The organism is Streptomyces sp. NPDC029159, assembly GCF_055564055.1.
The window spans coordinates 88,071-114,044 of sequence record NZ_JBVHWT010000012.1 but is presented as its reverse complement, the minus strand read 5'-3'; the positions used below and the strand labels follow the sequence as shown (position 1 = coordinate 114,044).

General features: G+C 73.1%; 25 protein-coding genes. 18 read left to right on the top strand and 7 right to left on the bottom strand.

What is annotated here, in order from left to right; translation table 11 throughout:
- Positions 1–262: 262 nt before the first annotated feature.
- Positions 263–919 carry a phosphoribosylglycinamide formyltransferase gene (gene purN / locus ACZ4U4_RS22800; RefSeq protein ID WP_467877264.1) on the top strand — a complete coding sequence of 219 codons (657 nt, stop codon included), beginning with the start codon at positions 263–265 and terminating at the stop codon, positions 917–919.
- Positions 916–2,490 carry a bifunctional phosphoribosylaminoimidazolecarboxamide formyltransferase/IMP cyclohydrolase gene (gene purH, locus ACZ4U4_RS22795; protein ID WP_467877261.1) on the top strand — a complete coding sequence of 525 codons (1,575 nt, stop codon included), beginning with the start codon at positions 916–918 and terminating at the stop codon, positions 2,488–2,490. Before purN ends, purH begins: the two co-directional genes overlap by 4 nt.
- Positions 2,491–2,631: 141 nt before the next feature.
- On the opposite strand, the gene ACZ4U4_RS22790 is transcribed toward purH, so the two are convergent.
- Complete coding sequence (locus ACZ4U4_RS22790; RefSeq protein WP_467877258.1) at positions 2,632–3,183, bottom strand: hypothetical protein; 552 nt, start codon at positions 3,181–3,183, stop codon at positions 2,632–2,634.
- 133 nt (positions 3,184–3,316) lie between these two features.
- Positions 3,317–4,060, bottom strand: coding sequence for an RDD family protein (locus tag ACZ4U4_RS22785; RefSeq protein ID WP_467877255.1), 744 nt, complete (start codon positions 4,058–4,060; stop codon positions 3,317–3,319).
- Positions 4,061–4,326: 266 nt separating this feature from the next.
- Between ACZ4U4_RS22785 and ACZ4U4_RS22780 the strand changes: the two genes are divergently transcribed.
- From ACZ4U4_RS22780 to ACZ4U4_RS22745, 8 genes are all read left to right on the top strand, one after another.
- Positions 4,327–5,181: a bifunctional methylenetetrahydrofolate dehydrogenase/methenyltetrahydrofolate cyclohydrolase gene (locus tag ACZ4U4_RS22780; RefSeq protein WP_467877252.1), complete on the top strand. Its 855-nt coding sequence runs from the start codon at positions 4,327–4,329 to the stop codon at positions 5,179–5,181.
- Between the two features lie 73 nt (positions 5,182–5,254).
- Positions 5,255–5,683, top strand: a complete 429-nt coding sequence (locus tag ACZ4U4_RS22775) for a DUF3017 domain-containing protein (protein ID WP_467877249.1) — start codon at positions 5,255–5,257, stop codon at positions 5,681–5,683.
- 413 nt (positions 5,684–6,096) lie between these two features.
- Complete coding sequence (locus ACZ4U4_RS22770) at positions 6,097–6,885, top strand: peptidoglycan-binding protein (protein ID WP_467877246.1); 789 nt, start codon at positions 6,097–6,099, stop codon at positions 6,883–6,885.
- 430 nt (positions 6,886–7,315) lie between these two features.
- The gene (locus ACZ4U4_RS22765; protein WP_467877243.1) at positions 7,316–8,170 is read left to right on the top strand and encodes a helix-turn-helix domain-containing protein; all 855 of its coding nucleotides are present in this window, start codon (positions 7,316–7,318) and stop codon (positions 8,168–8,170) included.
- 817 nt (positions 8,171–8,987) lie between these two features.
- Complete coding sequence (locus tag ACZ4U4_RS22760) at positions 8,988–9,977, top strand: malate dehydrogenase (protein WP_467877240.1); 990 nt, start codon at positions 8,988–8,990, stop codon at positions 9,975–9,977.
- Positions 9,978–10,205: 228 nt separating this feature from the next.
- Complete coding sequence (locus ACZ4U4_RS22755; protein WP_467877237.1) at positions 10,206–12,026, top strand: hypothetical protein; 1,821 nt, start codon at positions 10,206–10,208, stop codon at positions 12,024–12,026.
- Entirely contained in the window at positions 12,013–12,384 is a 372-nt protein-coding gene (locus tag ACZ4U4_RS22750; RefSeq protein ID WP_467877234.1) for a hypothetical protein, read from the top strand. The genes ACZ4U4_RS22755 and ACZ4U4_RS22750 overlap by 14 nt, the downstream gene beginning before the upstream one ends.
- Positions 12,381–13,364: a hypothetical protein gene (locus ACZ4U4_RS22745; RefSeq protein ID WP_467877232.1), complete on the top strand. Its 984-nt coding sequence runs from the start codon at positions 12,381–12,383 to the stop codon at positions 13,362–13,364. The genes ACZ4U4_RS22750 and ACZ4U4_RS22745 overlap by 4 nt, the downstream gene beginning before the upstream one ends.
- Before the next feature lie 89 nt (positions 13,365–13,453).
- On the opposite strand, the gene ACZ4U4_RS22740 is transcribed toward ACZ4U4_RS22745, so the two are convergent.
- A complete protein-coding gene (locus tag ACZ4U4_RS22740) occupies positions 13,454–13,663 on the bottom strand; it encodes a DUF5988 family protein (RefSeq protein WP_467877230.1) in 210 nt (69 codons plus the stop codon).
- Positions 13,664–13,845: 182 nt separating this feature from the next.
- Here ACZ4U4_RS22740 and ACZ4U4_RS22735 point away from each other — a divergent pair, with 182 nt between their 5' ends.
- Together ACZ4U4_RS22735 and ACZ4U4_RS22730 are read left to right on the top strand one after the other, a co-directional pair.
- Positions 13,846–14,856: a DUF5954 family protein gene (locus tag ACZ4U4_RS22735; protein ID WP_467877228.1), complete on the top strand. Its 1,011-nt coding sequence runs from the start codon at positions 13,846–13,848 to the stop codon at positions 14,854–14,856.
- Between the two features lie 164 nt (positions 14,857–15,020).
- Entirely contained in the window at positions 15,021–15,353 is a 333-nt protein-coding gene (locus ACZ4U4_RS22730; RefSeq protein WP_467877226.1) for a hypothetical protein, read from the top strand.
- A 19-nt stretch (positions 15,354–15,372) separates the two neighbouring features.
- Here ACZ4U4_RS22730 and ACZ4U4_RS22725 read toward each other — a convergent pair whose 3' ends face one another.
- Together ACZ4U4_RS22725 and ACZ4U4_RS22720 are read right to left on the bottom strand one after the other, a co-directional pair.
- Positions 15,373–15,984, bottom strand: coding sequence for a Uma2 family endonuclease (locus ACZ4U4_RS22725; RefSeq protein ID WP_467877223.1), 612 nt, complete (start codon positions 15,982–15,984; stop codon positions 15,373–15,375).
- A 134-nt stretch (positions 15,985–16,118) separates the two neighbouring features.
- Entirely contained in the window at positions 16,119–16,949 is an 831-nt protein-coding gene (locus tag ACZ4U4_RS22720; protein WP_467877220.1) for a hypothetical protein, read from the bottom strand.
- A gap of 198 nt (positions 16,950–17,147) precedes the next feature.
- Here ACZ4U4_RS22720 and ACZ4U4_RS22715 point away from each other — a divergent pair, with 198 nt between their 5' ends.
- The 6 genes from ACZ4U4_RS22715 to ACZ4U4_RS22690 all read left to right on the top strand — a co-directional run bounded on the left by ACZ4U4_RS22715 (position 17,148) and on the right by ACZ4U4_RS22690 (position 24,679).
- Positions 17,148–18,650, top strand: a complete 1,503-nt coding sequence (locus tag ACZ4U4_RS22715; protein ID WP_467877218.1) for an aldehyde dehydrogenase family protein — start codon at positions 17,148–17,150, stop codon at positions 18,648–18,650.
- Positions 18,651–18,815: 165 nt separating this feature from the next.
- Positions 18,816–20,384 (top strand): GMC family oxidoreductase, encoded by a 1,569-nt coding sequence (locus ACZ4U4_RS22710; RefSeq protein ID WP_467877215.1) that lies wholly within the window; start codon positions 18,816–18,818, stop codon positions 20,382–20,384.
- Entirely contained in the window at positions 20,384–21,544 is a 1,161-nt protein-coding gene (locus tag ACZ4U4_RS22705; RefSeq protein ID WP_467877212.1) for a quaternary amine ABC transporter ATP-binding protein, read from the top strand. Before ACZ4U4_RS22710 ends, ACZ4U4_RS22705 begins: the two co-directional genes overlap by 1 nt.
- The gene (locus ACZ4U4_RS22700; protein WP_467877209.1) at positions 21,544–21,708 is read left to right on the top strand and encodes a hypothetical protein; all 165 of its coding nucleotides are present in this window, start codon (positions 21,544–21,546) and stop codon (positions 21,706–21,708) included. The genes ACZ4U4_RS22705 and ACZ4U4_RS22700 overlap by 1 nt, the downstream gene beginning before the upstream one ends.
- Entirely contained in the window at positions 21,705–23,684 is a 1,980-nt protein-coding gene (locus ACZ4U4_RS22695) for an ABC transporter permease (protein ID WP_467877207.1), read from the top strand. The genes ACZ4U4_RS22700 and ACZ4U4_RS22695 overlap by 4 nt, the downstream gene beginning before the upstream one ends.
- Positions 23,685–23,686: 2 nt before the next feature.
- Entirely contained in the window at positions 23,687–24,679 is a 993-nt protein-coding gene (locus tag ACZ4U4_RS22690; RefSeq protein ID WP_467877204.1) for an ABC transporter substrate-binding protein, read from the top strand.
- Positions 24,680–24,727: 48 nt separating this feature from the next.
- Here the strand turns inward: ACZ4U4_RS22690 and ACZ4U4_RS22685 are convergent, their stop codons facing one another.
- Positions 24,728–25,453, bottom strand: a complete 726-nt coding sequence (locus ACZ4U4_RS22685; RefSeq protein ID WP_467877496.1) for an isocitrate lyase/PEP mutase family protein — start codon at positions 25,451–25,453, stop codon at positions 24,728–24,730.
- A gap of 14 nt (positions 25,454–25,467) precedes the next feature.
- Positions 25,468–25,947 (bottom strand): carboxymuconolactone decarboxylase family protein, encoded by a 480-nt coding sequence (locus ACZ4U4_RS22680; RefSeq protein WP_467877202.1) that lies wholly within the window; start codon positions 25,945–25,947, stop codon positions 25,468–25,470.
- Positions 25,948–25,974 lie beyond the last annotated feature (27 nt).

The window sequence follows — 25,974 nt, the reverse complement described above, 5'->3', positions numbered from 1 at the left end:
GGGACGAGCACCACGAACTGCATGTGTTCCTGCGCCTGACGCTACCTCCCGTGCCCGCCCCCGTCCCGTGGGGGCCGCACGGTGTGCCGGTATCGTTGCTGACGGTCGGCGCCTTCGTAGGGTTCCCCGTATTTACGCGACCCATGGCTTCGTACGACCGCACAAACGCCGGACAAGGCCGTCGGGTGGCGGTGCGGGCACCGGCCCGCAGCACCGCACGCCCACCGCACCGCAGCAGCACCACGCGAGAAAGACCCCCATCGTGGATCCCCTTCTCCCCCCGCGCCGCCCGGACGCCGAGGCGTCCCCGGCCCGGCTCGTCGTTCTCGTCTCCGGCTCCGGCACCAATCTCCAGGCGCTGCTGGACGCCATCGAGGAGGCCGGGCCCGCCGCGTACGGCGCGCAGATCGTGGCCGTCGGCGCCGACCGTGAGGCCATCGCCGGTCTGGAGCGCGCCGAGCGCGCCGGGCTGCCGACCTTCGTCTGCAAGGTCCGCGACCACGCCTCCCGCGCCGAGTGGGACGCCGCGCTCACCGCCGCCACCGCCGCGTACGCGCCGGACCTCGTCGTCTCCGCCGGGTTCATGAAGATCCTCGGCCCGGAGTTCCTGGCCCGCTTCGGCGGCCGGGTGGTCAACACCCACCCCGCCCTGCTGCCCAGTTTTCCCGGGGCCCACGGCGTCCGCGACGCACTCGCGTACGGCGCGAAGGTCACCGGGTGCACCGTCCATTTCGTCGACGAGGGCGTCGACACCGGGCCGATCATCGCGCAGGGCGTGGTGGAGGTCCGAGGCGAGGACGACGAAGCCGCGCTGCACGAGCGCATCAAGGAAGTCGAGCGCACTCTGCTCGTCGAGGTCGTGGGGCGTCTGGCCCGTCACGGCTACCGCATTGAGGGACGAAAGGTACGTATCTCTTGACCGCCACCGCCGAAGACAGCAAGCGACCGATCCGCCGGGCTCTGGTCAGCGTCTACGACAAGTCCGGCCTGGAGGAGCTGGCGCAGGGGCTGCACGCGGCCGGTGTCCAGCTGGTGTCGACCGGCTCGACCGCCGGGAAGATCGCCGCCGCCGGTGTGCCCGTCACCAAGGTCGAGGAGCTGACCGGCTTCCCCGAGTGCCTGGACGGCCGGGTCAAGACGCTGCACCCCAAGGTGCACGCGGGCATCCTCGCCGACCTGCGGCTGACCGAGCACCGCAAGCAGCTGGCCGACCTCGGCGTCGAGCCGTTCGACCTGGTGATCGTCAACCTCTACCCGTTCCGGGAGACCGTCGCCTCCGGCGCCACCCCCGACGAGTGCGTCGAGCAGATCGACATCGGCGGCCCCTCGATGGTCCGCGCCGCCGCCAAGAACCACCCGTCGGTCGCCGTCGTCGTCAACCCCGACCGCTACGGCGAGGTCCTCGAAGCCGTCTCCCAGGGCGGCTTCGACCTCACCGCCCGCAAGCGGCTCGCCGCCGAGGCGTTCCAGCACACCGCCGCCTACGACGTGGCCGTCGCCTCCTGGTTCGCCGCCGACTACGCCGCCGCCGACGACTCCGGCTTCCCCGACTTCCTCGGCTCCGCCCTGGAGCGCAAGAACGTCCTGCGCTACGGCGAGAACCCGCACCAGGGCGCCGCGCTCTACCTCGACCCGGCCGTGCCGGGCGGCCTCGCCGACGCCGAGCAGCTGCACGGCAAGGAGATGTCGTACAACAACTTCACCGACACGGACGCCGCGCGCCGTGCCGCGTACGACCACGACGAGCCGTGCGTGGCGATCATCAAGCACGCCAACCCCTGCGGCATCGCGATCGGCGAGGACGTCGCCGAGGCGCACCGCAAGGCCCACGAGTGCGACCCGCTCTCCGCGTTCGGCGGCGTCATCGCCGTCAACCGCCCGGTCAGCAAGGCGATGGCCGAGCAGGTCGCGGAGATCTTCACCGAGGTCATCGTGGCGCCCGACTACGAGGACGGCGCGCTGGAGGCGCTCACCCGCAAGAAGAACATCCGGGTGCTGCGGGTGCTCGGCGCCCCGGGGGCGTCCGTCGAGGTCAAGCCGATCGACGGCGGTGCGCTCCTCCAGGTCGCCGACCGCCTCCAGGCCGACGGCGACGAGCCGGAGAACTGGACGCTGGCCGCCGGCGAGCCGCTCTCCGAGGCCGAACTGGCCGAGCTGGCCTTCGCCTGGCGCGCCGGGCGGGCGGTGAAGTCCAACGCGATCCTGCTCGCCAAGGACGGCGCCACCGTCGGCGTCGGCATGGGCCAGGTCAACCGCGTCGACTCCGCCAAGCTCGCCGTCCAGCGCGCGGGCGAGGAGCGGGCCCGGGGCGCGTACGCCTCCTCCGACGCCTTCTTCCCCTTCCCCGACGGCTTCGAGGTGCTGGCCGAGGCGGGCGTCAAGGCCGTGGCGCAGCCCGGCGGTTCGATCCGCGACGAACAGGTCGTCGAGGCCGCCGAGAAGGCGGGCGTGACGATGTACTTCACGGGGACGCGGCACTTCTTCCACTGAGCCGAACCCGTACGGGCCGCGCATCCCCCGTGGGGTGCGCGGCCCGCGTGCGTCCGGACCTCGAAGCCCGGCAGGTCTCCGGAAAGCCCGCAGGCCCCCTCCCGTACCGGTGGGAGGGGGCCTGCGGGGAGCGGAGCGGCGTCAGTAGCGCGGGCGGTTGAACCACGCCTTGGCTTCCGTCTTCGAGCTGAAGGCGATGACCATGATGCCCAGCACGGTGTGGATCAGGCCGAACGGGAAGACGCAGAAGCTGATGATCAGCGTCGCCGCGCCGAAGACGGTGACACCGACCCGGACGCCGTTGCCGCCGCTCGCGAACTGCAGCGCCAGCACGACGGCCAGCACCGTGAAGATCGCGATGACCACGATCAAGGCGATCAGTACGCCCTTGCCCAAGGTGGCCATGGCGTGGCTGTCGCCGGTGATCGCGTTCTTCGCCGCCTTGCTGGCCGCGCCGAGTCCGGTCACCGCCAGGCACAGACCGATGAGGTTCATCCCGGCGAGCACGAACAGCAGTACCCGGACGGCCTTCAGTCCGCCGGGCATCCTGGTGAGGGGCGGACCCGGCACCCCGCCCGGCGGCATCCCGCCGCCCGGATAGGGCCCGTAGGGGGCGGGCGGCTGCGGGGGGAAGCCGTAGCCCGGCTGAGGGGCGGGCGGCTGGCTGTACGGGTTCTGGTTCGGGTAACTCACGGGCGCTGTCCTTCAAGCGGGAGGGCCGGATGGTCCGGGGCGCGGGGGCCGGGTCCCATGGCGCCGCGAAGGCCCCCGGCCGCGGGGCGGCGAGGGCCTTCGGGGCGACGCGGGGGAGCGGCCCCGCACCGGCTCACTGGGTCTTGACGACGACCGAGCTGACGATCTTGTCGGCGAAGGTCTGGGACTTCTCGTCCCACAGCGGCCACAGGTAGCCCAGGCTGCACAGCGCGCTGTCGACGGCGTGGCAGATCTTCCGGAGGAAGGCCATGCCGAAGCCCAGCGGCTGGCCGGTGGCCTCGCTGACGAGCTTGATGTTCAGTGCCTTCTTGCCGGGCGTCTGACCGGTGCTGCCTTCCTTGGCGATCAGGAAGATGCCACCGGCGGCCCCGGCCACGATCGCCAGGATGATCAGCAGGATCGCGAAGATCGGCATACCGCTGGAGGCGGAGTTGAGGGCGTCGTTGGCGCACTGGGTGTCGCCCGGCGCACAGTTGTTGATGTCCGTCTGGACCGAGCTGGCCGACGAGGCGCCGACGATGATCGCGATGATGTAGAGGATCATCGGCACGACGCCGATGATCAGACCGTCGATCAGGTACGCGCCGACGCGGGCGCCCCAGCTCGCGTACCCCGTCGGCATGCCGGGCATACCGGGCTGGCCGGGGTAGCCGCCCTGCTGGGGGTAGCCGTAAGCCTGCTGCGGCGCCTGCTGCGGGTACCCGTAGGGCTGCTGCTGGGGAGCGGCGGGCTGCTGCGGGTAGCCGTAACCGGGCTGGCCGCCCTGCGGCGGGACCGGCGGCTGCTGGCCGTAAGGGGCCTGCGGCGGCTGCTGCGGCTGCTGGCCGTACGGGTTGTTCGGGTCGCCGAAGCTCATATGGTGTTTTCCTCCGTTGGGTCAGTGGGGGACGACGCGGCGCGACTTCGGAGGAATACAGGTTGTTTCACTTGGCTTGCCCCCGATGATGCCTGCGGCACTGGCCGACAATCCTTCTAGCTGTCGATGAACGTTGTCCAGTCGCGGCGGGAAGGTGTTGTGCAAGTGCAATGATCAAATTCCGTTTTTCGGGCATCGACCTGCGGCGACCGGGAGCGGCGGGCCCTGATTGGAACGCGACCGCCTCCATCCGGGAGGATGGGGGTATGAGCGCCCAGATTCTCGATGGCAAGGCCACCGCCGCCGCGATCAAGTCCGAACTGTCCGCGCGGGTGGAAGCGCTGAAGGCCAAGGGCGTGCAGCCCGGTCTCGGCACCGTCCTGGTCGGCGACGACCCCGGCAGCCGCTGGTACGTCAACGGCAAGCACCGCGACTGCGCGCAGGTCGGCATCGCCTCCCTCCAGCGCGAACTGCCGGAGACGGCCACGCAGGAGGAGATCGAGGCGGTCGTCCAGGAGCTCAACGACAACCCCGAGTGCACCGGCTACATCGTCCAACTGCCGCTCCCCAAGGGCATCGACACCCATCGCATCCTCGGGCTGATGGACCCGGCCAAGGACGCCGACGGCCTGCACCCGATGAGCCTGGGCAAGCTCGTCCTCGGCGAGACCGGCCCACTGCCCTGTACCCCGTACGGCATCGTCGAACTGCTGCGCCGCCACGGTGTGCAGATCAACGGCGCGCACGTCGTCGTGGTCGGCCGCGGCATCACCATCGGGCGCCCGATGCCGCTGGTGCTCACCCGCAAGTCGGAGAACGCCACGGTCACGCAGTGCCACACCGGCACCCGTGACCTCTCCGCGCACCTCAAGCAGGCGGACATCATCGTCGCCGCCGCCGGGGTGCCGCACCTGGTCAAGCCCGAGGACGTCAAGCCGGGCGCGGCCGTCCTCGACGTCGGCGTCAGCCGGGACGAGAACGGCAAGATCGTCGGCGATGTGCACCCCGGCGTCGCCGAGGTCGCCGGCTGGGTCGCCCCGAACCCGGGCGGCGTCGGCCCGATGACCCGCGCCCAGCTGCTGGTCAACGTCGTCGAGGCGGCCGAGCGCGCGGCCGGCTGACCTCCACGACCGAGAACGACGGACCCACGACGACGAACACGGCACGACGATGAACACGGAGGGACAGGCGGCCATGGGCGATGCAGCACACTCGGACGGCGCGTCCGGGCCCCGGCGCCTGACGCGCCGCTTCCCGCAGCTGACGAGGGACACCGCACGCCCGCAGGGCGGCGGCCGGGCGGCACCGGGCGGCTCACCGGCACCGGCCCGGCAGTGGCCGCTGCTCTCGGTCATGGGCGGTGTCGGCCTCGGGCTGCTGCTGGTCGCGGTGGACGTGTTCCGGCTGGGCGCGATCGTGATCGGCCTGGCCCTGCTGGGCGGTGCCGCACTGCGCTGGGCGCTGCCCGAGGTCGGCATGCTGGCGGTCCGCTCACGCTTCACGGACATGCTGACCTACGGCGTCCTGGGCTTCGTGATCGTGATCCTGGCCCTGATGGTGCAGCCCAAGCCGTGGCTCCATCTGCCGTTCCTCGATGATCTGGTGCATTTGACGGTGCGGTAGGCGGCGTTGGCCGGTCGGTCGGTTAGCCGGTCGGTCGGTCAGCCGATCGGCTCGGAGCCGGCTGGTGATTGTGGCGGGGTGCTCTTCCCTTGGGGAGGGCGCCCCGCTTTTTGTGTCTGGGTGTGGAGGTGCGGGGGGCCGGAGTGTTCAGGAAGGCTTCCTGCCCGTTCCCGTCCGACGCCCGGGGAAAGCGCGGGCCCGTCGGCCGTATTGCTCAGGAAGGCTTCCTGAATGCTTTCCCGGTGTGCTTTCCCGGGAGGGAGCGCGGAGCGCGGGCGTGTGGGGCCCCGAACGCGCCGGGAAGGCCCTCACCGCCCCTGTTTCCGCCGCTCACCCGGAACGGAAATCTTGGTATTTGTAGGCAGATGGAGGCGCCTCCTTGCCGGGAGACACCGCATGCCTGTGGGGTGAACATGGCGCGTTGGCAGGAACTGCCCGTCCCTCCGGACCATCGGGCGCGACGACTCGCGGTACGGATGCGGACGCTCAAGGACCGCAGCGGGCTGAGCCTCACCGCGCTCGCCGCGCGCACCCCGTACAGCCGTGCGTGCTGGGAGAGTTACCTCAAGGCCGAGCAACTGCCGCCGCGCGACGCCGTCGAGGCGCTGGCGCGGGTGTGCGGGGTCGATCCCGCCGGGCCGTTGGTGCTGTGGCGGGCGGCCGCCGAGGCGTGGGAGGAGCGGCGCGCGCAGCCGGCCGTCCGCTACCGGGCGCCGGACCGCCCCAGGGTGCCCGCCCAACTGCCCCGCCCCGGGGCGCCGAAGCCGGTCGACGGCGGTGAGGACGGCGGCGACGGCGTCCGGCCCAAAGTGGTCGGGGTGCTGGGCGGCGTGGTGCTGGCGACCTTCGTCGCCGGGTTGCTGGCAGGCCGCCCCTGGCTGGGCCCGGAGCCGGCCGATGCGATGCAGGGCGTGTTCACCGTCCGCCGCGGCCAGGAGCGCGGCTGCGCGATGAGCCGCAGCGGCGGTTTCCTGCACGCCGGGCACAGCCGTACCGAGGTCCGGCTGCTGGACGTCGGCAGCACCGGCTGGGAGGTCGTCGAGGCACAGTGCCTGCTGCGCCACCGCGGCTACGAACCGGGCGCCGCCGACGGCGTCTACGGCCCGCGGACCAAGCGGGCGGCCCGCGCCTTCCAGCGGGCGTCCGGGCTGGCCCCGGACGGCGTCGTCGGGCCGGACACCTGGGGGGCGTTGCGCCGATGAGCCGGGGCCCGCACCCGCACCGGACCGTGGCCGACGGGAGCGCGGGAGCGGGGCGGTGCCCGAGGACGGCGTACCGGCGGAGGCGCCTGCGGCGCGTCGCCCGGCGGTGCGTACGGAGAGGGACCGGTGCCGCGTCCGGTGCGGCGCCGGTCCCTCGGCGGGGCCGGGCCCGCCGACAATCCGGGGCCGGAACCCGTAAGGGTACGAAGTGGCGTGCCCCGCAGCGGGGTTGAGGGACGCCCCCGACCGGAAGGGAACCCGTAGGGGAGTGCCGTACGTGGAGGGCGTGAGCGCCGGGGGCGTGCGTGGGGAGCGGGGGCGCCTGGTTCGATGGGGCGGGGGATCTGATGGTGGGCCGGGGCCGGTGGGCGGCCCGGGGACGGACGGCGACCGTACGGCGCGACGCAGCGTACGGGGGAGAGGGGACGGCATGCCGCGCTGGCGGGCGCTTCCGGAGGAACTGGAACCGGAGATCAGGGAGTTCGTCCGGCAGTTGCGCGGGGTGGTGGACCGCGGCGGGCTGAGCGTCTCCGACGTCGCGGAGCGGACCGGCACGCCCCGCGCGCACTGGGTGCGCTACCTCGACGGACGGCAGCCGCCGCCGCGCGACGCGGTCGCCGCGCTCGCCCGGGCCGCCGGGGTACCCGCCGCGCACCTGACCGCCATGGGGGACGGCGCCGCCGCGGCCTGGCGGCGCCGGGCGGAGCGCGGCGACGGCCCGCCCGGCGCGCCCGGTGGCGGCGCGCGGACCGGCCGCCGTCGCCGGGCCGTGCTGGCGGCGGGCGCGGGTGGCGCCCTGCTGCTGGTGGCCGCCGCGGTGCTGCTGGCCCGGCCCGGCAGCAGCGACGCGGCGCCCCGGACGCCCGCGTCCGCCCGGTCGGCGGAGCGGAGCGACCGCCCCGTCCCGCCGCCGGGCGTACGGTGCGCGGCCGACGGCTGCATGGGGCGCGACCCGGAGACGGCCGGCTGTGCGGCGAAGGCGGTCACCACCGCCCGGGGCACGGCGGGCGACATCCTGATCGAGGTCCGCTACAGCGCGGACTGCCGGGCCGCCTGGGCCTGGATGGTGGGCGCCGAGCCCGGCAGCCAGGTCAGCGTCAGCGCCCACGGCCACAGCGCCCGCGCCACCACGGGCCGCGGCGGCGGCGCCACCACCCCGATGGTCGCGGTCCCGGGCACCCCCGGCACGGCCACCGCCTGCGGCACCACCGCCCGGGGCGCCCAAGGGTGCGCACAGCCCCTCGCCACACCGGTGCCGGTGGGGTCGCCGGGGCCCGGGGCGTAGGGGGTTCGGGGCTCGTCCCCCGGGGTGCACCGGCGCGCCCGTACGTCTCGCTCGGGGAACCCCGTACGGGCACTCGCCGCTCCCGGGGCGTACCCCGTAGGGCGTATCCCGGGGCCGTCACCATGGATCGACCGCGGGCTCTCTGCCCCGTACGGCTCACCCTCAGGACAGTCGAACCAACGGCCGCCGTATCCCAGCCGACCCACGCACCCCTGGCAACACACCAGGAACCTGCGGCTCCGTGACGGTTCCCCAGGTACCGGCGGTGCACGGCCGCGAGCGGGGGCGGAGCGGGCGCCCGGTGAACTGGCCGGTAATCGCCGACGGGCCCCCGGTGGCGCGTACCGCGGGGCATGTCACCGCCCATCCAGGGCAGGCGGACAGCAACCCCCCACGGGTGTGTCCGACCCGGCGGCTGCCCGCACCCCTCCACCAGCGGGCGGCCGCCGCGTCGTACGGCCGGGGCGCGGCACACCCGGCACCACGCGCCCCGCGCCGCTCCCTACGGGCAGCCCGTACGGGACGGTCCGGCCCGACGGCCTTCATCGCCACCGGCAAAGGACGCCCCAGGGAAGCCCCGGAGTCTCCTTGCCCCCCATGAGGAGCGCCACCTGGCCCGGTCCGGTGACCCCGGTGAGCCGCGCCACACCGGCCCGTCGTCAGGGCCGGGGCGGGGTCCGATAGCCTGGCGGACAGGTCTCTCGATACCAAGAGACTCGTCGAGAGTCGTCGATGAGACCCGAAAACGGGCAGACACCCACCGCCACCCAAGGTGGACCGGGGCTTGCCCCCGGAACACATCGCGCAGGAGATCGCCATGACCCGCACTCCCGTCAATGTCACCGTCACCGGCGCCGCCGGCCAGATCGGTTACGCCCTCCTCTTCCGCATCGCCTCCGGTCACCTGCTCGGCGCGGACGTGCCGGTCAAGCTGCGCCTCCTGGAGATCCCCCAGGGTCTGAAGGCCGCCGAGGGCACCGCCATGGAGCTGGACGACTGTGCCTTCCCGCTGCTCCAGGGCATCGACATCTCGGACGACCCGAACGTCGCCTTCGACGGCGCCAACGTCGCCCTCCTCGTCGGCGCCCGCCCCCGTACCAAGGGCATGGAGCGCGGCGACCTGCTGGAGGCCAACGGCGGCATCTTCAAGCCGCAGGGCAAGGCCATCAACGACCACGCCGCGGACGACATCAAGGTCCTCGTCGTCGGCAACCCGGCCAACACCAACGCCCTCATCGCCCAGGCCGCCGCGCCGGACGTGCCGCGTGAGCGCTTCACCGCGATGACCCGCCTCGACCACAACCGTGCGCTCTCGCAGCTCTCGAAGAAGACCGGCACCCCCGTCTCCGAGATCCGCAAGCTCACGATCTGGGGCAACCACTCCGCCACCCAGTACCCCGACATCTTCCACGCCGAGGTGGCCGGCAAGAACGCCGCCGAGGCCGTGAACGACCAGGCGTGGCTGGCCGACGAGTTCATCCCGACCGTCGCCAAGCGCGGTGCGGCGATCATCGACGCCCGTGGCGCGTCCTCCGCCGCCTCCGCCGCCAACGCCGCCATCGACCACGTCCACACCTGGGTCAACGGCACCGCCGCCGGCGACTGGACCTCCATGGGCATCCCCTCGGACGGCTCCTACGGCGTCCCCGAGGGCCTCATCTCGTCCTTCCCCGTCACCACCAAGGACGGCAAGTACGAGATCGTCCAGGGCCTGGAGATCAACGAGTTCTCCCGTGCGCGCATCGACGCCTCCGTCAAGGAGCTGTCGGAGGAGCGCGACGCGGTCCGCGGTCTCGGCCTGCTCTGATCCGCGCCGCCGGTGGCCGACCGCCCCGGCGAACGCACCCGGCGCACGGCCACGGGCCCGCGCGGTCCCAACGGATCGCGCGGGCCCGGCCGTTGCGCCGTCCGCGCGCGGTGAACACGCTGGCCGGAAAGTGGCCGTCTCCCCTATGCTGCCGCTCCGTAGACCGCGCGGCGGCGGGACCGTTCAGGGCCCGGTCCCGGTTCCGGACCGCGCTTGGGGGGAAGAGCGGTGAGTCAGACGAACGTGCCTGCCCAGCCGGGCGACAGCGGCGACCGGACATTCTTCGACAAGGGGCCGGCCGCGCCGCCGCCTCCGGGGGCGCCACCGCCCGCCTCCGTCCCGCCCGCCGCCAGCGAGGCCACCCGCCTGCTGTGCGCCGGCACCTACCTCGACGGCACCTACCGCGACGCCGTCATCGAGGAGCTGTACGTCCACGAGGAGCGGTTCGCGGCACCGTCCCTGGGTATCGACGCGGCCCGCGTCCTCGCCCACGCACTCCGCGCCCGCCGCACGGAACTGGGCTGGGCAGCCGCCCTCCTGGGCCTGTGGATCGTCTCCATCCCGCTCTCGTCCGGGCTGACCATGCTCTACGCCTGGCCCGTCCTGCTGCTGGGCCTCGCCCGGTTCGTCCGGCGGCTGCCGCTGCCGTACTGGCTGGCGGGCGGCCTCGCCTTCCTGCTCCGCTGGTACGGACGGATCTTCGGGGCCGTGATCGCGGTGTTCCTGGTGGCCGGGGCGTTCGGCGAGACCGGGTCCCTGCTGGAGTGGCTCCTCCCGTGGTCGTCCGGCAGCAGCTACTCCAGCTTCGGGGCCGAGGGCGCCGACGCGAGCGGCTGGACCGACTCCGGTGCCTTCGACGGCGGTTCCTCGTCCGGCCCGAACCTCTTCCACATGTGGGTCGCGCTGGCGCTGCCGCTGGCGGTCGCCGCCCTCGTCGCCTTCCAGCGCCGCGGGACCGCCCGCGTCCTCCGGGAGGAGCTGTCCCGCACCCGCTTCCCCGACCTGCACCGCGACCCGGCCGAGGCGCAGACCGGCGAACGCTTCCAGCGGCTGCGCGAGCGGATCCGCACCGAACAGCACGGCCAGTTGGTGATGTACCGGCCCGGCGACCCGTTCCGCGGCGCCGGGGAGGCGTACGGCACCTGGTCGCTCTCGGTGGAGCTGCGGCCCCGTAAGGACGCCGAGATCCGGCCGCTCGACAACGCCGCGTTCCTGGAGCGCATCGTCCCGCTGGTCGAGGCGCTCCGGGTGCCCTCGGTGCACCGCACACCGCAGGCCAGGGCCGCGGTCCGGGACCGGCTGCGGGAGCTGGAGACCGACGAGTGCGTCTTCCTCCCGGCGGACGGCATCCCGGCGCGCGCCGCGGCCCCGTACGCCCCCGCGGAGCTGGCCCGGCACCGCGCCGAGGCGGTCGAGGAGGGCGGCGAGACCCGCCGGCACTTCCTGCGCATCCGGATCGGCGGCTGGCACGAAGGCGTGGTGACCACGGTCTTCGTACGGGTCCACACCCAGGGCGGCATGCTGATGCTGGAGGTCGCGCCGCATGTGCTGTGGCCGGTGCGGCAGCAGTTCCAGGACGCCGACCGCTTCGCCCACCAGGAGGCGCACCTCCACCCGGTCGTCCAGGGGCTCCGGGCGCTGGTCGACACCCCGCGCGCCGGAGGGAGTGCGGTCGCCACCCTCGCGCGGGGGCTGCGCTCCGTGTGGCGGCTGGCCACCGGCGGCCATGCGGCGGCGCTGCCCGAGGGCCCCGGCCTCGCGGTCCGGGAGCTGGGCTCGTACGGCGACGCGTCGCTCTTCCAGGGCATGGACGCCGCCCGGTACCTCAAGACCGTCCAGCAGCGGGTCACCGCCGGGGTGACCACCGCGCTGCGGGAGGCCGGGTACGTCACCGAGGAGTTCGAACAGCGCGTGGTCAACGTCGCCGAGGGCGGCGTCTACATCGAGTCCGCCCAGGGAGCGGTGGGCATCGGCGACCACAACACCGTCACCCACAACGACCGGCGCGGTGGCGCGCCCACGGAAGGGGCCACACGTGGCAACCGCTGACGACCAGGGCAGGGACATCCAGATCGGCACGGTGAACGGGGTCTTCTCCGTCGGCGATCACAACACCGTCATCCAGAACAGCGGCACGGGCCCGGCCCCCGACCCGGCGCACGAGGAACTGCTGCGCGCCGTCCGGGAACTGCGCCAGGACCTCTCCCGCGCGGTCTCCACCCCGCAGATCGCCACGCTGGACGGGGAGTTGGAGGGCACCGCGACGGAGATCACGGAGCAGGGCGCGGTGGGCCACGGGCGCCTGAGCCGGCTGCGGACCGCGCTCAACGACGCCGGTGCCGTCATCGGGCTGCTGGCCTCGGGTGCGGCCGTCACCCAGGCCGTCACCGCGCTGGTGGGCGGATGACCGCACACGGCGGTGGCGCCGCCCGTTGGAACAGCGAGACGCAGCAGTGGGACGACGGCGCGCCGCCGCCCGCGCCGTACACCGGACCGCCGCCGCCCCGCCCGGCCCGGACCCCGCCGACGGCCCCGCCCGCGCCGCCGTCCGCACCGGCGGGCGGCGGCACACCGGACGCCGGGACGCCCGCGGCCCCGGCCGCCGCGCCCGCGGTCCCCCCGGAGGCGGCCGAGCCCGCCGCGCCGGACCCCGCTCCGTACGCGGGTCAGGCCGCGCTGGACGCGCTCCCGGGGAGCGTGGCGTGGGACGAGCGGCCGACTGTCGCCGGGCGCCGCTCCTCGCGCCGGACCGCCGCGCTGGCGGCGGGCGCCGCGGTCGCCGTCATCGGGCTCGGCTTCGGCGGCGGCTGGCTGCTGTGGGGCCGCGCCGGCGCGCCCGCCGCGAAGCCCGCCGCGCCCACCACGGCGGCGAGCACCCGGACGTCGTACCCGGAGCTGCCCACGGAACCCATGGAGCCGACGCCGACCGGCACCGGCCTGCCCGAGGGCTTCCACCTCGTCCACAACACCGAGAAGAACTTCACCCTCGCCGTGCCGCAGGACTGGCAGCACGACTCGCGTAAGGACGGCGATTTCTACACCTCGCCGGACGAGCGCGGTCTGGTGCAGGTCTTCGAGATCCGGGAGCCGGACGAGACGCCCCGCCACTCCCTCGCGACCGCCGCGAAGAACCTGTCGGGCAACCCCGGCTACACCGAGATCGAGCGCGGTGACTTCGGCGAGGGCGCGCCCTCCGCGGACGCCGCCAAGCTGGTCTACGCGTACGACAGCGCGCAGCTGGGCGAGCGGGTGCAGGTGGTGGACTGCGCGTTCAGCACCGACGACGGACGGCAGTTCGCGGTCCTGGTCCGCGCCCCCGCCACCGACTGGCCGCAGCAGGAGACCACGCTCCGCGCCGCACTGGGCGCGTTCGCGCCGCACGCGTGAGGGCGGGGTGTACGTCCTGACGGCGGGCCGGGCGGGGCGGACCGCCCGGCCCCGGCCCGGTGGTCCGCCGCCGGTGTCCGGCCCGCCGCTCACCCCGGGAGTTCGGTCCGCTCCCACCACTCGTAGATCGGCAGCCGCCCCTCCTCCGTGTCCTCGTGCCGGCCGGTGGCGCGGAAGTGTTCGTAGCCGTTGCGCCAGGCGATCTTGATCTCCGGTCCCGGTGGCTCGATCGGCACGATCCGCTCCGGGAAGTCGGCGGGTCCGCCGCTCAGCACTGCCTTCGTCTCCGTGTCAGCCATGCCCGGATTGTGGTCCCCGGTCCGCCGTCGCCGGGCGGCACCACGCCGACGCGGTACGCGCCGGGGCGGCGACGGGCGCACGGACGGCGGACGCATTCCGGCCGGGCACCGGCACCACCCCCACAGGTGGTTTGTCCGCCGACCCGACGCGCTACGGGCGGGCCGCTGCCCACACTGCGGGAATGACGGAAGACGGTGAGGAAGTCCCCGCGTACCGCACCATCAGGGTCACCGCGCAGGACGGCCCGGTGGCGGAGCTGTCCGAGGAGGAGGCGTGGCGGGCACGGGAGCGCTATCCGGAGATCCTGGGCACCGGCGGCCCGGTCTTCTGCGCCGCGCGCGAGCGGGAGCAGGGCGGCTGGGAGGTGCGGTGCGTCGGTGGCAGCGGCCCGCAGACCGCCCGGGACGCGCTGGCCGCGGAGTTCCGGCGGCGGGCCCGCCGCTCCGCCCGCACGGCGCACGCGCCCGCGTATCTGGCGGCCGCCGCCCGTCTGGAGCGGGAGCGGCCCGACGAACTGACCCTCCTGGGGGAGCGGTACCGCGTGGTCCGCTGCGAGGAGTTCATCCGGATGGGCCCCGACGGGCCCGAGCCGCCGCGCCCCTCGGACCCGGACCCGGCGATGTGCGGCGACGCCTGCCGACCGGGCCGCACGAAGGGCTTCGTCATCGATCCGGCGGTCGGTACGGGCATGTCGGACGGCGTCCTCAAACTCGATCTGCTCCAGTTCGTCCGGGCGGAGGGCTCGGCGCCGCCGGACGTGGAGCGGGACGAGCGGCGGGCGGCCGTCAGCCATCCCGGCGGGGTACTGCTCCCGGCGGCGTTCATGGTCGCCGAGCGCACCGGCGGTGAGTGGCAGGCGCACACCGCCTCCTGCGACACCCCGCAGGACGCCCGCGACGCGCTCACGATGTGGCTGCGCGTCCTCGCCCCCGTCACCCTCAAACTGGCCGGCGCGGAGCGGGAGGCGTACGAGCGGGCCGGCGACCGGCTGGCCCGGCGCCCCGGCAACGACGTCCGCGTCGAGGGCCGTCCGGGCCGCCGCTTCAAGGTGGTCCGGGTCGAACGGCTGGTCCGCATCGGCCCGGACGGCCCGGAGGGCCCCCGCCCCTCCGACCTCGACCCGGACACCCCGTCCGCGGAACGGGCCCGGCAACCCGACAGCGCCCCGGAACGCGGCCCGGGGCGCGGTTGAGGACTCGAACTGCCGTATTCCGGCGGGTTGTTGAGGCGGTCGAGGCGTGAAGCTCTCCTCCTGTCACCTGTCAACATCCCTGCCGATCAATACCGTTGGCCGCCCTCGTGTACGCGACGAGGGCGGCCGTTCCGCCCCTCGTTCCGCCCGCATAGGGTGAGGGTATGAACGCGCCCAGCACAGCACGGTCCGGCGGCGGCAGCGACGCGGACGCCCGTATCGCCGCGTTGGAGGAGAGTCACCGGCGGATGGCCGCCGAGATCGAGCGGCTGGAGGAGGAGGTCCAGGCGCTGCGCCACCCCGGTCTCGGCTTCATCGCCCGGGTCGGTGTCGGGCTGCTCGTGCTGCTGATGGTCGTCCAACTGGCCATCCCGATGGTGCTCGCCGCGGCCTCCGCGGCCTTCGGCGGCGCGGCCCCGGCGGTCGTCGGCCTGACCCTGATCGCGCTGATCGTCGCCGGGCTCGTCGTCTACACGGTGCGGCGGGGACGGGCCTGACGGCCGGGGCCCGGCGCGGTCAGTCCTGGGGGAAGTCCTCGGTGGCGAGCGTGATGCCGACGACCGTGTCGGTCAGATCGACGGGCTCGCCGTACGCGAGGGTGAGGTCGCTCTTGTAGTCGCCGTCCTGCGGGTGGGTGAAGACCCGGCAGCGGGCGGTGTACGGATCGGCGATCAGATACACCGGCACCTCGGCCTGGGCGTAGGCGGTCTTCTTGGGGCCGTAGTCGTTGATGCCGGTGCCCTTCGAGATGACCTCGGCGATGAACTCGATGTCCTGGTGGCGCCAGCGGCCGTGGGCGTCCTTCTCGGCGTCGGCGGTGAACTTCGCGACGTCCGGGGCGAAGCCGTTGGCCTTGCCCGGAAAATCGATGCGGACGTCGGAGAGGATGACGGCGTCCATGCCGAAGCGGTCCTCCAGCGCCCGTACGATCCTGCGGATGGTCTGCCAATGCGCATCCCGCTGCGGCGACATGAAGGCGTTCCCCTCGACGATCTCGACCTTGTAACCCTCGGGGACTGGCATCTTCTCCAGGCGCTCGAACAGTTCGTCCAAGCTGAGGTCGCCGTTCTGGGGCATGTCGATCCTGTCGGTCTCGATTACGTCGGTCCGTACGAGGCTGATGGTCATCGTGCCGCTCCTCCCCGCTGCCGCGCGGCGCGGGCAGCCGCACGGTCCAACGATACGCGGGGGCACGCGTTACGTGCGTTTGTGCGAAAAACGTTCCTCTTTGCTCACGGGGCGCGGGAGTTGGCGCGCGCCCCTCACGTCTCCTGCGACGGCGGTTTCGCGCCCGGCAGTTGGTCCTCCACCTCGGTGATGTTCATGCTCTGGGCGGCTGTCGGGGTCTTGGCCGAGACGTGGGCGCCGTAGTTGCTGAGGAGGATCGTCGCGGTCTGGTGGTCGACCTCGGCGGTGAGGCGGCGGGGGACGTGTTTGCCGTCGATGGCCACGTCCAGGGTCTGGCGGGCGTTGCCGCGGGTCTTGAGGATGGGCAGGACGCGGGTGCCCTCCTGGACGGTCGGTTTGCCCTTGCTCAGGGTGAGCTTCGGCTGGGGGGAGGCGCCCGGCGGGGTCGGGGTGGGGGATTCGGGGCTGCCGGAGCCGGCGGTCTGTTTCTGGAAGGCGGCCAGGTCGCAGGCGGCGGCGATGCTCGCGGGGAGCGGGTCGTCGGTGGTGCCGTGCAGGTAGCGGCCCTTCACCCGGGCGATGACGGAGGCGGCGGCGTCCGCGGAGAGCTGGCCCTTCCAGAACGCGTCGTCCGGCTTGAGCCAGATCTGCCGGCCGTGCTTGATCAGCTCGACCTTGCCGTAGTGGCCCTTGCTGATGGCGCCGGTGCAGTCGCCGGAGCGGTTCATCGTGATGTCGAGGCGGGTGGCGTCGACGCTGGTGCTGGTGCGCAGCCGCAGCGAGGTCGCGGCCAGCAGTTCCTTGCGGGCCAGCTCCGAGATCTGTTCGGCGGACTTTCCCGCCAGATCTCCTTCGCCGCCGGAGTCGCGCGCCCGGGCGGTCCCGGTCCCCGCGAACCCGCCGAGTAGGGCCGCGCCGCAGGTCAGGGCGGTGATGCTGGTCGCAGTTCGGCGTCTGCTGCTCATCCGTGGACCTCCGCACCGAGAAGGGTGTACGTAGGGACGTACGGCTATTCAGGGTACGTATAAGGACATTCGGCCGCACATTGAGTGACTCGGGCCACTTTCCCCGAATGGTTGGGCATAGCTGTAGAGGTTTCGGGGAGGGGTCCCCGTTGCTGGTGTGAACCAGTGGAAGAAATCAGTGACGGAAGGCAGAACAGCGTGTCGGCAAGCGAGACCATTCACGTAGACGGGGTGTGGCGCGCCGCCGCATCCGGCGCCACGCGGGAGGTCCTCGATCCCGCCGACGCCACGGTGATCCAGCTGGTGGCCGAGGGCGGTGCGGAGGACACCGACGCGGCGGTGGCCGCGGCCCGCCGCGCCTTCGACGACGGCAGCTGGTCCACCACCCCGGTCGCCGAGCGCGCCGCGCTGCTGCGCCGCGTCGCCGACCTGCTCCAGCGCGACCGCGAGGAGATCGCGCTCATCGAGAGCCGCGACACCGGCAAGACCCTGGAGGAGGGCCGGGTCGACGTCGACGACGTCACCAACGCCTTCCGCTACTTCGCCGACACCGTCATGAACGAGAGCGGCGGCCGCGTCGTCGACGCCGGCTCCGCCGATGTGCACAGCGTCGTCGTCCACGAGCCGGTCGGCGTCTGCGCGCTGATCACGCCGTGGAACTACCCGCTGCTCCAGGCCAGCTGGAAGGTCGCCCCGGCGCTCGCCGCGGGCAACACCTTCGTCATCAAGCCCAGCGAGGTCACCCCGCTGTCGACGGTGCACCTGGTGAAGCTGCTGGCCGAGGCCGGTCTGCCGAACGGTGTCGCCAACATCGTCACCGGCGCCGGGGTGCCGGTCGGCCAGCGGCTGGCCGACCACCCGGACGTCGACCTCTTCTCCTTCACCGGCGGTCTGGCCAGCGGCACCAAGGCGGGTGCCGCCGCGGTCTCCGGCGCCAAGAAGATCGCCCTGGAGCTGGGCGGCAAGAACCCCAACGTGGTCTTCGCCGACGCCTGCGCCACCGAGGAGGGCTTCGACACCGCCGTCGACCAGGCGCTGAACGCTGCGTTCATCCACAGCGGCCAGGTCTGCTCGGCCGGTGCCCGCCTGATCATCGAGGAGTCGGTCAAGGACCGCTTCGTCTCCGAGCTGTCCCGCCGTGCCGAGCAGATCAAGCTCGGCCGCGGCACCGAGGACGGCGTCGAGTGCGGCCCGCTCGTCTCCCAGCAGCAGCTCGACAAGGTCGAGGCGTACGTCGCCTCCGCGCTCGCCGAGGGTGCCCAGCTGCGCAGCGGCGGCTCCCGCCCCGAGCCCAGCGACATCCGCCCGGCGAGCGGCTACTTCTACTCCCCGACCGTCCTCGACGGCTGCCACCGGGAGATGAAGGTCGTCCGCGAGGAGACCTTCGGGCCGATCCTCAGCGTCGAGACCTTCACCACCGAGGACGAGGCCGTCGCGCTCGCCAACGACACCGAGTACGGCCTGGCCGGTGCGGTCTTCTCCGGCAACTCCGCCCGCGCCCGCCGCGTCGCCGCCCGGCTGCGCCACGGCACCGTGTGGATCAACGACTACCACCCCTACCTCCCGCAGGCGGAGTGGGGCGGCTTCGGCAAGTCCGGCATCGGCCGTGAGCTGGGCCCGTCCGGTCTGGACGAGTACCGCGAGTCCAAGCACATCTACGAGAACCTCCGGCCCGAGCCGGTCCGCTGGTTCGGCGGCTGACCAGGCCGTACGGCGGGCGGCGTCCCTGACGGCCGCCCGCCGCCCCGCCGGGGCCCGGCCCCGGCCTCCGGGGCCGCCCCCGGGCCCCGCGTCGCCGCCTCCCCCCTCCCGCGGCACCGCACCCCCACGCAGCAGCTCAGGCACTGTGCACGAAGGAGTACCCGTATGCCCCCGTCTTCCCCCGCAGCCCGCACCGTCAAGGCCGACTACGTCATCGTCGGCGGCGGTACCGCGGGATCGGTGATCGCCTCCCGCCTGACCGAGGACCCGGACGTCAGCGTCGTCGTCATCGAGGGCGGCCCCACCGACATCGACCGCGACGACGTGCTGACGCTGCGCCGCTGGCTCGGTCTGCTCGGCGGCGACCTCGACTACGGCTACACCACCACCGAGCAGCCGCGCGGCAACTCCCACATCCTGCACAGCCGCGCCAAGGTCCTCGGCGGCTGCTCCTCGCACAACACCCTGATCTCCTTCAAGCCGCTGCCGTCCGACTGGGACGAGTGGGAGGCCGCGGGCGCCACCGGCTGGGGCGCGGCCAAGATGGACCCCTACTTCGGCAAGCTCCGCAACAACATCGTGCGGGTCGCCAAGAAGGACCAGAACGCCATCGCCACCGACTGGGTCGAGGCCGTCAAGACCGCGCTGGACGTGCCCGAGGTCGTCGGCTTCAACGACCAGCCCTTCGACGAGGGCGTCGGCTTCTTCGACCTCTCGTACCACCCGGAGAACAACAAGCGCTCCTCCGCCTCCGTCGCCTACCTCCACCCGCACATGGAGGCCGGGGACCGCCCCAACCTCACGCTGCTGCTGGAGACCTGGGTCGACAAGCTGGAGCTGGAGGGCACCCGCGCCACCGGCGTCCACGCCCGTACGAAGGGCGGCGAGGAGCTGTTCGTCGAGGCCGGGCGCGAGGTGCTGCTCTGCGCCGGTGCGGTGGACACCCCGCGGCTGCTGATGCTCTCCGGCATCGGCCCGAAGAAGGACCTGGAGGCGCTGGGCATCCCGTGCGTCCTGGACCTGCCGGGCGTCGGCGAGAACCTCATCGACCACCCCGAGTCGGTCATCGTCTGGGAGACCAACGGGCCGCTGCCCGGCAACTCCGCGATGGACTCCGACGCGGGCCTCTTCGTCAAGCGGGACGCCGATCACAAGGGCCCCGACCTGATGTTCCACTTCTACCAGATCCCGTTCACGGACAACCCGGAGCGGCTGGGCTACGAGCGCCCCGAGCACGGCGTCTCGATGACCCCGAACATCCCCAAGTCCCGCGCCCGCGGCCGTCTCTACCTCACCTCCGCGGACCCCGAGGTCAAGCCCGCCCTCGACTTCAAGTACTTCGAGGACGACGAGGACTACGACGGCAAGACCCTCGTGGACGGCATCAAGCTGGCCCGTAAGGTCGCCGAGGCCGAGCCGTTCAAGAAGTGGCTCAAGCGCGAGGTCTTCCCCGGCCCCGAGGTCACCGACGACGCGGAGATCAGCGAGCTGGTCCGCAAGGCCGCGCACACCGTCTACCACCCCGCCGGCACCTGCAAGATGGGCGCCAAGGACGACGAACTCGCCGTCGTCGACCCGCAGTTGAAGATCCGCGGCCTGTCGCACGTCCGGATCGCCGACGCCTCGGTCTTCCCGACGATGCCCGCGGTCAACCCGATGATCGGCGTCCTGATGGTGGGGGAGAAGGCCGCCGAACTGCTCAAGGAAGCCCCGGCCCAGGGAGGTGATGCCTGATGGCTGCCACCACCGCCGACGCCTCCGGCATAGCCACCGCCGACGCCAAGGCCGACGCCGGGGCCCAGGCCCCGGCGGTCCCCGCCCCCGCCACCAGCCCGGAGAACACCGACCGCGACGTCGTCTTCTCCGCCCGCAACCTCTGGAAGGTCTTCGGCCCCAAGGCCGACCGGATCCCCGACGACGCCACCCTGACCGGCCTGAGCGTCGCCGAGGTGCGCGAGCGCACCGGCTGCACGCCCGCCGTCCGTGACGTCTCCTTCGACGTCCACAAGGGCGAGGTCTTCGTCGTCATGGGCCTCTCCGGCTCCGGCAAGTCCACCCTCGTCCGCTGTCTGACCCGGCTCATCGAGCCGACCGGCGGCACCCTGGAGATGGATGGCGAGGACGTCCTCGGCATGGACCGCACCACCCTGCGCGACCTGCGCCGCCGCCGCGCCGCCATGGTCTTCCAGCACTTCGGTCTGCTGCCGCACCGCACCGTCCTCGACAACGTCGCCTACGGCCTGGAGATCCAGGGCGTCGGCAAGGCCGAACGCCGCGAGCGGGCCGCCGAGATGGTGGAGAAGGTCGGCCTCGCCGGACTGGAGAAGCGCCGCCCCGGCCAGCTCTCCGGCGGCCAGCAGCAGCGCGTCGGCCTGGCCCGCGCCCTCGCCGTCGACCCCGAGATCCTGCTGTTCGACGAGCCGTTCAGCGCCCTCGACCCGCTCATCCGCCGTGATATGCAGGAGGAAGTCGTCCGCCTGCACCGCGAGGAGGGCCGGACGATGGTCTTCATCACCCACGACCTCGCCGAGGCGCTGACCGTCGGCGACCGCATCGCCTTGATGCGCGACGGCGAGATCGTCCAGCTGGGCACGCCCGAGGAGATCGTCGGCTCCCCGGCCGACGACTACGTCCGCGACTTCGTCCGCGACGTGCCGCGCGAGCAGGTCCTCACCGTCCGCCGCGCCATGCGCCCGGCCGAGGGCGACGAGGCCGACCAGGGCCCGGCGCTGGCGCCGACCACCCTCATCTCCGACGCGATCGAGGCGGTGGCCCGCTCCGGCGGCGCCGTCCGCGTCGCCGAGAACGGCCGCTGCCTGGGCATCGTCGACCACGCCTGCCTGCTGAACGTCGTCGCCCGGATGGACGCCACCCGCACCGAGGTGGCCGCCTGATGCACCCCGCCACCCCCCACGGCGTCGCCCTGCGCGGCGCCCGCGTCCCCCACACCCCGGTGCCGGTGCGGCTCCGTGCCGCGCTGCGGCGGCGCTGGCGCGAGGCGCAGCGCGCCGCCGCCATGAACGTGCCCGCCGGCACCGTGAAACGGGGCCGCGCATGAGTGCCGCCACCGTCACCACCGCGTCCGACGCCCCGTCGGCCGGTCCGCTGCGCGCCCTGCTGCGCCACCGGAGCGTCGCCAAGCTGGTGTTGCTCGCCGTCGCCGCCGCGGTCCTCGTCCCGCTGCTGCACGCCAAGTGGTCCGGCGGGGTGTGGCCCGAGGCGCTGACCGTCGATCTGACCAAGCCGCTCGGCAGCGCCAGCGACTGGATCATCGACAACCGCGACAGCCACCCGCTGTTCGTCTACTTCCTCGGCCACCTCTCCAACGCTGTCGTCCTCTCCGTCCGCGGCGTCTACCTGGTGCTGCTCGCGCTGGGCTGGACGGGCGTGACCGCCGGGGTCACTCTCGTCGCCTGGCGCGTCGCCGGCTGGCGCATCGCCGCCACCGCCCTGCTGTCCTTCCTGGTCAGCGGCGTGCTGGGGATGTGGGTGCCGACGATGCAGACCCTGGCACTGATGATCGTCGCGGTGATCGCGTCGGTCGTCGTCGGTGCGCTGCTGGGCCTGGCGGGCGGGCTGTCGGACCGGATGTTCCGGCTGCTGCGCCCGGTCCTGGACACCATGCAGGTGCTCCCGGCCTTCGCCTATCTGCTGCCCGTCGTGCTGATCTTCGGCATCGGCGTGCCCGCCGCCCTGCTGGCCACCGTCATCTACGCGGCGCCGCCGATGGCCCGGCTCACCGCCCTCGGACTGCGCGGCGCGGACGCCGGTGTCCTGGAGGCCGTCACCTCGCTCGGCGCCACCGGACGGCAGCGGCTGCTGACCGCCCGCCTGCCGCTGGCCCGCAAGGAACTGCTGCTCGGCCTCAACCAGACGATCATGATGGCGCTGTCCATGGCCGTGATCGCCTCGATGATCGGCGCCGCCGGTCTCGGCGACCGCGTCTACCAGGCCCTCGCCTCCGTCGACGTCGGCGCGGCCCTCGCCGCCGCCCTCCCGATCGTGCTGCTCGCCATCGTCATGGACCGCACCACCGCCGCGGCGGGCGAGAAGGCCGGGGCCGACGGCGCCGCCGGCCCCGCCCTGCTGCGCGGCTGGCGCGGCTGGGCCGCCGTCGCCGCGGTCACCGCCGTGGTCGCGGCCGCCGGACGGCTGGCCGGCTCCACGGTCTGGCCGACCGGCGCGACCGTCGCCATCGCCCGGCCCGTCAACGACGCCAAGGAGTGGATGGTCGACCACCTCTACTCCGGCGTCCCCGTCGTCGGCGGCACCGCCGACTGGGCCGCGCACTTCACCAACTGGGTCCTCAACCCGCTGCGCGACGGCCTGACCGCCCTGCCCTGGTACGCCACGCTGCTCATCGTCGCCGCGCTGGCCTGGCTGATCGGCACCTGGCGCACCGCGCTGACCGCCGTCCTCGCGATGGCCGCGATCGGCGTGCTCGGCGTGTGGAAGCCGTCGATGAACACCCTGTCGCAGGTGCTCGCCGCGCTCGTGGTGACGCTGGTCATCGGCGTCGGCACCGGCGTCCTCGCGGCCGGCAGCAAGCGCCTGGAGTCGATCCTGCGCCCGGTCCTGGACGTCATGCAGACCATGCCGCAGTTCGTCTACCTGATCCCGGTCGTCGCGCTGTTCGCCGTGGGCCGCGCCCCGGCCGCCGCCGCGGCCGTCGTCTACGCGCTGCCCGCCGTCATCCGCATCACCACCCAGGGCCTGCGCCAGGTCGACCCGGCGGCGATGGAGTCGGCGACCTCGCTCGGCGCCACCCGCTGGCAGATCCTGCGCCAGGTCCAGCTCCCGCTGGCCCGCCCGGCGCTGCTGCTCGCGGTCAACCAGGGCGTGGTCCTCGTCCTCGCCGTCGTCATCATCGGCGGTCTGGTCGGCGGCGGAGCCCTCGGCTACGACGTCGTGACCGGCCTCGCCACCGGCGATCTGGCCCTCGGCCTCGTCGCGGGCGTCGCCATCGTCTGCCTGGGCCTGATGCTCGACCGCGTCACCCAGCCCACCCAGCGCCGCGCCGTGAAGGGAGCCTGACCATGTCCCGTACCCGACGCATCGGCACCACGGCCGGGGCCTCGCTGCTGGCCGGGGCGGCGCTGCTCGCGCTGTCCGGCTGCGGCAAGGCCGACATGACCAAGCAGGCGTCCCCGTTCGCCGCCGCCAAGGGCACCAAGTCGGTGACGCTCTCCGTCCAGACCTGGATCGGCGCGCAGTCCAACGTCGCGGTCGCCAAGTACCTCCTCGAACACGAGATGGGGTACCACGTCGACACCGTCCAGGTGGACGAGATCCCCGCCTGGGACGCGCTCAGCCAGGGCCGCGTCGACGCGATCCTGGAGGACTGGGGCCACCCGGACCAGGAGAAGCGCTACGTCCGGGACAAGAAGACGATCACGGACGGCGGCGGCAACGGCGTCACCGGCCACATCGGGTGGTTCGTCCCCAAGTACTGGGCCGACAAGCACCCCGAGGTCACCAGCTGGAAGAACCTCAACAAGTTCGCCAAGCAGCTCCGCACCCCGGAGAGCGGCGACAAGGGCCAGCTGATGGACGGCTCGCCGTCCTACGTCACCAACGACAAGGCACTGGTGAAGAACCTCGGCCTGGACTACCAGGTCGTCTTCGCCGGCTCCGAGGCGGCGCAGATCACCCAGATCCAGCAGTTCGCCAAGGAGAAGAAGCCCTTCCTGACGTACTGGTACGAGCCGCAGTGGCTCTTCAACCAGGTGCCGATGGTCGAGGTGAAGCTGCCGAAGTACACCGACGCGTGCGCCGAGAAGGGCGCGAAGGACCCGACGACCGTCGACTGCGCCTATCCGACGACGCCGCTGAAGAAGTTCTTCAACACCGACTTCGCGAAGAGCGGCACCGCCGCCTCGAAGTTCCTCAAGTCCTTCCACTGGACCAAGGACGACCAGAACGAGGTCTCCGAGATGATCGCCGCGGACCGCCTGACCGCCGACGAGGCGGCCAAGCGCTGGGTGGACGAGCACCCGGACATCTGGAAGCAGTGGTTGCCGAAGAAGTGAGGCACCCGAGGGCGGGGCGGCGGCAGCGATGCCACCGCCCCGCCCTCGTCATTCCCCGCCCCGCAGCTCCCGCGCCTCGGCGGCCACCGCGGCCATCGCCCGGCGCTGCTGCCAGGGCCCGAACGTGATCCGGGCGGCGCCGAGCGCGCCCAGCTCCTGCGGCGACGGCCCGTCGGGCCTGGCCAGCGCGTTGAGCGGCAGCCCGATCCCGTCGGCGAGCGCCGCCAGCTCCGCCGGGGGCGCCAGGATCGGGTAGACACAGTCCGCCCCGGCCGCGGCGTAGAGCCGCCCGCGGCGCACCGTCTCCGCCACCCCGCCCGCACCGCGGACGTAGGTGTCGACCCGGGCGTTGATCACCAGCGCGTCGCCCGCCTCGGCGCGGACCGCCGCCAGCCGCTCGGCCTGACGCTCCGCGTCGACGAGCCCGTCACCGGCGCGGTCGCCGTCCTCCAGGTTGCAGCCGACCGCGCCCGCCTCGGCCAGCCGCGCCACCAGCTCCCGGGCGCCGAGCCCGTATCCGTCCTCCACGTCCGCCGTGACGGGGACGTCCACCGCGCGGGCGATCCGGCCGATCGCGGCGAACATCTCGTCCGGCGGTACGTCGCCGTCCGCGTACCCGAGGGCCGCGGCCACCCCGGCGCTGGGCGTGGCGAGCGCGGGGAACCCGGCGTCGGCGAAGACCTTCGCGCTCGCGGCGTCCCACGGGCCCGGCAGCACCAGCGGCAGGTCGGGCCCGTGGTGCAGCGCGCGCAGGGCGGCGGCGCCCGTCAACATCGGGGCCACCGGATTCACACCTGGCCCGGGGCCATCCGGGTGGTCACCGCGAAGCGGTTCCACGCGTTGATGGTGGTGATCAGCGCGATCAGCTGGGCGATCTCGGCGTCCTCGAAGTGCGCCGCGGCCCGCGCGTACACCTCGTCCGGCACGAAACCGTCGGTCAGGACGGTCACCGCCTCGGTCAGCGCCAGCGCCGCCCGCTCCTGCTCGGTGTAGTAGCCGGCCGCCTCCTCCCAGGCGCTGAGGAGGTAGATCCGCTCCTCGCTCTCGCCGTTCTTCCGGGCGTCCTTGGTGTGCATGTCCAGGCAGAACGCGCAGTGGTTGAGCTGCGAGGCGCGGATCTTGACCAGCTCGGCCAGGTTCGGGTCGATGCCCTTACGGGCCGCCGCGTCCAGCGCGATCATGGACTTGTAGACCTCGGGGGCCAGCTCGGCCATCCGCAGCCGGGGGGTGTGTGCGGTCGCGTTCTCGGTGCTCTTGTTCGTCGTCATGCCACCGAATCTACGACCGCAGTGGCA